The organism is Winogradskyella sediminis (genome assembly GCF_003387355.1).
In the GTDB taxonomy this organism is placed as follows: Bacteria; Bacteroidota; Bacteroidia; order Flavobacteriales; family Flavobacteriaceae; genus Winogradskyella; species Winogradskyella sediminis.
On sequence record NZ_QUNH01000014.1, the window covers coordinates 1 to 5,151 of the forward strand.

Sequence of the window (5,151 nt, forward strand, 5' to 3'; positions counted from 1 at the left end):
CCGCTTTAAATTCCAGCGTATTTTGGTTTGAAAATAAGCACAGAAATTAGTGATTTCGTTGAAATTGTAAGTTAGCACCAAAATCTTTGCTAACGGTTTTGTATAAGATTAGTTGCGTGGTTTAAGCAACTAATTTAGCAAATACAAACGGAATAGAAAATCCGCGAGGATTTTCGTAAGTAGGCTTGTACTAGCAATTAATTTTATACGTTGTTGTACGTAGTTTTTTCTTTCAGTTGTTCAATAAAATCCAAATTCAAAACTTTACAAATAATTTCAGCCTTGTCAATCGAATTTTGCCACCCTCCGCAACATTCGGGACTTAAACATATTGTAAAAACCTTTACTTTATCAATGATTTTTCTGATGTTAATCGCAAGTTGTTGGATGTATTCATCATCAATAATTTGTATTTTTTGGTCATTAACATATCCATAGAAATAATCAATATCCAAGTTTAAAATCCAATCTCGGTCACTTCTTTCGTCAATCCAATAGTCTATTTCAGACAAAAGTTCTAAAAAATCTACGTCTCTAGTAATGAAATCATCTTCTCTATTTCCGTCATTATGAGTTGCAAAGTAAGTTTCGTTGAATAAGTCAGGATAAGCATAACTTAAATTTAAAACATAATTGTCCCATCTAAACATTTGAAATAAATCTCCATTATTTCCAGGTTGTTTTAAATCTAAATACTCTTGAAAAGATATTTCGTGAAGATTTATTCCTTTGTCGAGGACTTGAGTTTGGATAGTATTTTTAAAACCTAATAAATCATAATGCCTGTCAATATGTAAGTAATAATGTGAATTGTCAACGTTAATTTCTTGTAACCACGACCAACCAGCAGCCAAATGATTATCCATAATATAGATGTTATCCACATTGTATAAGAAATTTACAGTTTCGTGCATTGATTGGCCTAATACATTAGAAGGTTCTTTTATCCACATAGTATAATTTTTATATAAAATCTTTAAGTTCTTCTGGATTTGTATAATATTTATATGCTGTAAAAATCGCTCCTGTTATAAACGATATTACTCCAATAAATCTTTCTTGTTGAGAATTTTTTGAATCGGAAATTAGACCTGAAGGACTTTTTTTTGATAATTCCGAAAATAGTTCTGTTAAGTGCTCTTTTTTATATGATAAAGAATGAGCAATATCGTTTCGAAGTTTGTTTAAAATGGTTAACTCTTTAATTAGGTTGTCATCAACACTTCCTAATTGTCCAAAATGTTTTGCTATTTTGACTTTAATCGAGAAAGATAAATTTTCTTTAAAGAAATCTGAATCTTTATCTTTTGATATGGCTTCTAAATAACAATTCAAAGTATATTCGACAAGTATGTGTCCTTTTAATATTAAAAGTTCGAAGTCACTAATACCATCTAACTGTTCTTCTGTAAAAACATAAAACTCGTCAATTGTAAGATTTCTAATTTTATTTCCGGTCATTTTTTAAATTACGTACAACGGCTACGTATAAGATTTAGTTGCGTTGGTTAAGAACGCACTTTAACAAGTACAGACCTTATTTTGGAAAGTAATAATTTTTCCGAGTGAGCGAGTAACAAGCAATTAATTTTATACAATGTTGTAGCTAGTTTTTTAAATTCAGATTCGCTATGTCAAATTCATCTAATAAGTCAAAATATGATTCTGATACTTATTTGTGGTTATTTATTTCTTTTCTAAACTGTCTGACTTTTCTAATTTTGGCTTTTGGTTCATAACCTTTATTATTGAGTCCATTTTCTTGTTTAGTTTGTCATACTGTTCTGTTGATGGTTTTTTAAGTGTCAAAATTGATAAAACAAATGCTACTGCACTAAAGAATACTCCTATTCTGCTTATATTTTTTTTAAACCTATCGTTCCTATAAGATTGATAAATTTCAACACCTTTGGGTTTTATTCTAATAACGGAAGAAATATCTTTTGCTTTTACAAAACCTGTCGGCTCACTAATTATCCATATTCCTCTTTGTTCATAAGGTTTTTTCTCAATATAGTTTTCCGATATAAGAAAATCTAAAAAGTGCTTTATCCTTAATCGGCTTTTTTCAGTTTCTATATCCTCAAAGTGTTCAATCAAAAAATCTCGAATTTGAACATATCCAAAAGCACCATCCTTTTTAATCAGATACTTAAATAGCTTGATATGCAAAATTCCTTTCTCACTCATCCTCTTGGTGTTTTAATTAGCTACAACGTGTTTGTGTATGATTAGTGGCGTGTTTAAGCACCTAATTTAGCAAATAAAAACCGAATAGAAAATCCGCGAGGATTTTCGTAAGTAGGCGAGAACTAGCCATTGATTATACACGGTGTTGCCCACAGTATTTTATTCTTTTCCTTGTAATTTAATCGGCTGAATTCCTACAACTTTATCTTTGTCGTCAAAAATTAATTTAATCATTTCATTTGGCGGACTTGAACTGTCATCTGAATATTTGTACTGAAGTAATGTAAACATACTTCCATTAAATCCCATTTGGATTCCGCTGTAAATTAATTCAGTTTTTCTGTCAAAATCTATGTTGTCGATTAATAGATTTAATTGTTCGTCAGTAACCTTTTCTTTGATTATGTCGGATAAATATTCTTTCGATTTTATTAAATCTTTTGATTTTAAAACTTTGAAAAAATCATTCTTAATATTCTCTAATTCAGAAAGTTTTTTCTCGTCTAATTTTGGAATTTCTTTTTCCTTTTCTTTTGATTGGTTTTTGATATAAAGTCTTATTCTATGAACTGGATTTATAGTCATTGCACCTTTTTTCTCATAGTAGTTTGAAACGGTTGCATACATTTCAATTTCTGTACTATCATTCGGTTTCCAAGTTGAACTTTCTACAAATGTATTTATGGAATCTAATCGACTAATATTAGAATAATTTCTCTTTGTTTTTGGTTCTCCAAATTCGTTTGAAATACTTTCTTTAAGTTCTTTGTATTTTGAGATAAATGCTTTTTGATATTTTTTAGGTTTTTGATTATTATCTTTCTTTTCAAAATTAGAAACATCCCATTCGTAAAGCACAGAACTCATTGTTGAGTCTTTTTCTTTAAAGTAATAGTAAGTTATCAAGTCCGCTATTTTCTTTTCAGTTCTTTTGAATTTAATCGGTTGAGCATCTCCACTAAATGAAACGTGATTTGAAGTCGTTGGAATTCTTTCGCTTTTTAAATTTTCTTCCATTTGGACATATTCATTCAGCGAAATATTATGAATATCAAATCCGAATTCTTGTCCAAAAACAGTAATTCCAATTAATAAAAATCCAAATGTAAATGTAGTTCTCAAAGTTTTTTTCATATTGTGGGCAACGGTCTCGGCTATGAGTAGTTGCGTGGTTTAGCACTTAACTTTACAAGTACACACCAAGTTGGAAATTCCGCAGGAATTTCCAAAGTAGGCGAGAACAAGCAATTACTTATAGCCATTGTTAGGCAACGTATTTTTTTAATAATATTCAATTTCTCTCTTCACAATTCGTAAAGGAATTTTGTTTTTGTAATTAATTTTCTCAATCCAATTACCTTTTGAATCGTACTTATACTCATATTCCCAAATTTCTTTTTCCTTCTCATCGTTTGGTATTCGGGAATGCTTAATTAAATGTCCTTTCTCATTAAATTTTTGATTTGTTATTACAAAGTAACTGCTTCCTTTTGGTGTACTTATTGACTCTTTTAATTTACCGTTTGGATGGTATGTGTTTTTTATTTCGTCGTATAAAGTGTCGTTTTCTATAAACCTTTTTTCTAATATCAATTCTTGTTTTGAATTATAGACATAATGGTTTTCATAGTTTATTGTATCCCAAGTTTTGTATTCTGTTATCTCTTCTTTTTCTTTCAGGTTTTGTTTGTTAAATTTTCTTTTTAGTAGCCTTACTGGTTTGTTCTCGTATTTGTATTCATTTTCTGAAACAATGTTATTTTGGTCATACACCACAGAAAATACTCCAAATAATGTATCGTTTTGAATTGTCTCTTGTTTTATTGGTCGATTTTTGTCGTCACGTTTTATTTTGTGAAATCTTTTAAAGCTATTATTTGAAATTATCCATTCCGTAATACTGTCCGTTGAGTTGTATTTGAACTCATTATCATAAAAAGAACCTTTGCCGTAATTGTCAATTTCCTTTCTTTTAATCAAACGGTTCTGCTCATCGTAAGTATAAATAATTTCATCACTTACTTTTCCATTAGAGTAGAATTCTTTTGATGATGTCAAATAACCAAGTTCATTAAATTCCAAAAGTGAATTTCGGTCAAATGAGAGTGAATTAACTTTCTCTCCAATTCTAAAAGTATCTTTCTCCACAATTAAGTTAAAAAGTTGAGATTTTACAGATTTTACTTTTCCATTAAAACCGTAGTTAAACACGTCGTTTTTATATTCAGAATTGACATTTGATTTTGAGCAACCAAATATTGAAAGATAGATAATTAATGATATTCCGAATGTTTTTTTCATATGTTGCCTAACGGTTTTGTGTATGGTTAGTTGCGTGTTTCAGCAACTAATTTAGTAAACAAAAACGAACGCGAGAAAATTCCGAAGGAATTTTCCAAGTAGGCAACGACCAAAGCAATTAATTATACACGTTGTTGCCAAATCGTTTTTTATTCAATTGAGCCACTTTCTCTTTTCTTTCTTTTTTCTTTAAAAAATAAATTTAGTCCATAAATCACAAATCCAATTCCAAGAACAAAAATTAAGATTTTTATAAAATTCATTTCATAAGGATTATCAGGGTCAAAAAAGTCAGGTGATTTTAATAATAAAATTCCAATCGCTAAAAAGACGTAAGAACGTCCTTTTTTCGGCAGTTTCTTTGTCAGAGTTTGTGAATTAGTCTTTTCAGAAGTCGGTTTGTAAATCAGATAAATCCCGTAAGCAATGAGTGCGATTCCGAGAGTCAGTTTAAGTTCAGATGGAATAAATTCAGATGCATTTTTTCCAATTCCCATAATGACTGCTAAAAATCCGAAAAATATTATTGCGTAAGGTTTGTTCATTCAATTCAGAGTTCGTTTTTTGTATTATACTGAAATAGGTTGACTCTTTTTGGTTCAAATTTAGACGTTCAAAAGATTTTTTTTAAGCCGTTTAGAAGGCAAAAAAATAATTTGA

Annotated in this window: 6 protein-coding genes; all 6 read right to left on the bottom strand. The window is 29.4% G+C overall.

Features of this window, described 5'->3' with window-relative positions; translation table 11 throughout:
• Positions 1–203: 203 nt before the first annotated feature.
• On the bottom strand, positions 204–953 hold the full coding sequence (locus C8N41_RS16525) for a hypothetical protein (protein WP_115840081.1): 750 nt from the start codon (positions 951–953) through the stop codon (positions 204–206).
• Positions 954–963: 10 nt separating this feature from the next.
• Positions 964–1,461: a hypothetical protein gene (locus tag C8N41_RS16530; protein ID WP_115840082.1), complete on the bottom strand. Its 498-nt coding sequence runs from the start codon at positions 1,459–1,461 to the stop codon at positions 964–966.
• 225 nt (positions 1,462–1,686) lie between these two features.
• Complete coding sequence (locus C8N41_RS16535) at positions 1,687–2,190, bottom strand: hypothetical protein (RefSeq protein WP_115840083.1); 504 nt, start codon at positions 2,188–2,190, stop codon at positions 1,687–1,689.
• A gap of 159 nt (positions 2,191–2,349) precedes the next feature.
• Complete coding sequence (locus tag C8N41_RS16540; RefSeq protein ID WP_115840084.1) at positions 2,350–3,324, bottom strand: hypothetical protein; 975 nt, start codon at positions 3,322–3,324, stop codon at positions 2,350–2,352.
• Positions 3,325–3,471: 147 nt separating this feature from the next.
• The gene (locus tag C8N41_RS16545) at positions 3,472–4,491 is read right to left on the bottom strand and encodes a hypothetical protein (RefSeq protein WP_115840085.1); all 1,020 of its coding nucleotides are present in this window, start codon (positions 4,489–4,491) and stop codon (positions 3,472–3,474) included.
• A gap of 149 nt (positions 4,492–4,640) precedes the next feature.
• Entirely contained in the window at positions 4,641–5,036 is a 396-nt protein-coding gene (locus C8N41_RS16550; RefSeq protein WP_147298982.1) for an MntP/YtaF family protein, read from the bottom strand.
• Positions 5,037–5,151 lie beyond the last annotated feature (115 nt).

Excerpts from the sequence above, each read along its gene's own strand:
- C8N41_RS16525 (WP_115840081.1), bottom strand. The coding sequence starts at position 953 with ATGTGGATAAAAGAACCTTCTAATGTATTAGGCCAATCAATGCACGAA.
- C8N41_RS16535 (WP_115840083.1), bottom strand. The coding sequence starts at position 2,190 with ATGAGTGAGAAAGGAATTTTGCATATCAAGCTATTTAAGTATCTGATT.
- C8N41_RS16550 (WP_147298982.1), bottom strand. The coding sequence starts at position 5,036 with ATGAACAAACCTTACGCAATAATATTTTTCGGATTTTTAGCAGTCATT.
- C8N41_RS16530 (WP_115840082.1), bottom strand. The coding sequence starts at position 1,461 with ATGACCGGAAATAAAATTAGAAATCTTACAATTGACGAGTTTTATGTT.
- C8N41_RS16545 (WP_115840085.1), bottom strand. The coding sequence starts at position 4,491 with ATGAAAAAAACATTCGGAATATCATTAATTATCTATCTTTCAATATTT.
- C8N41_RS16540 (WP_115840084.1), bottom strand. The coding sequence starts at position 3,324 with ATGAAAAAAACTTTGAGAACTACATTTACATTTGGATTTTTATTAATT.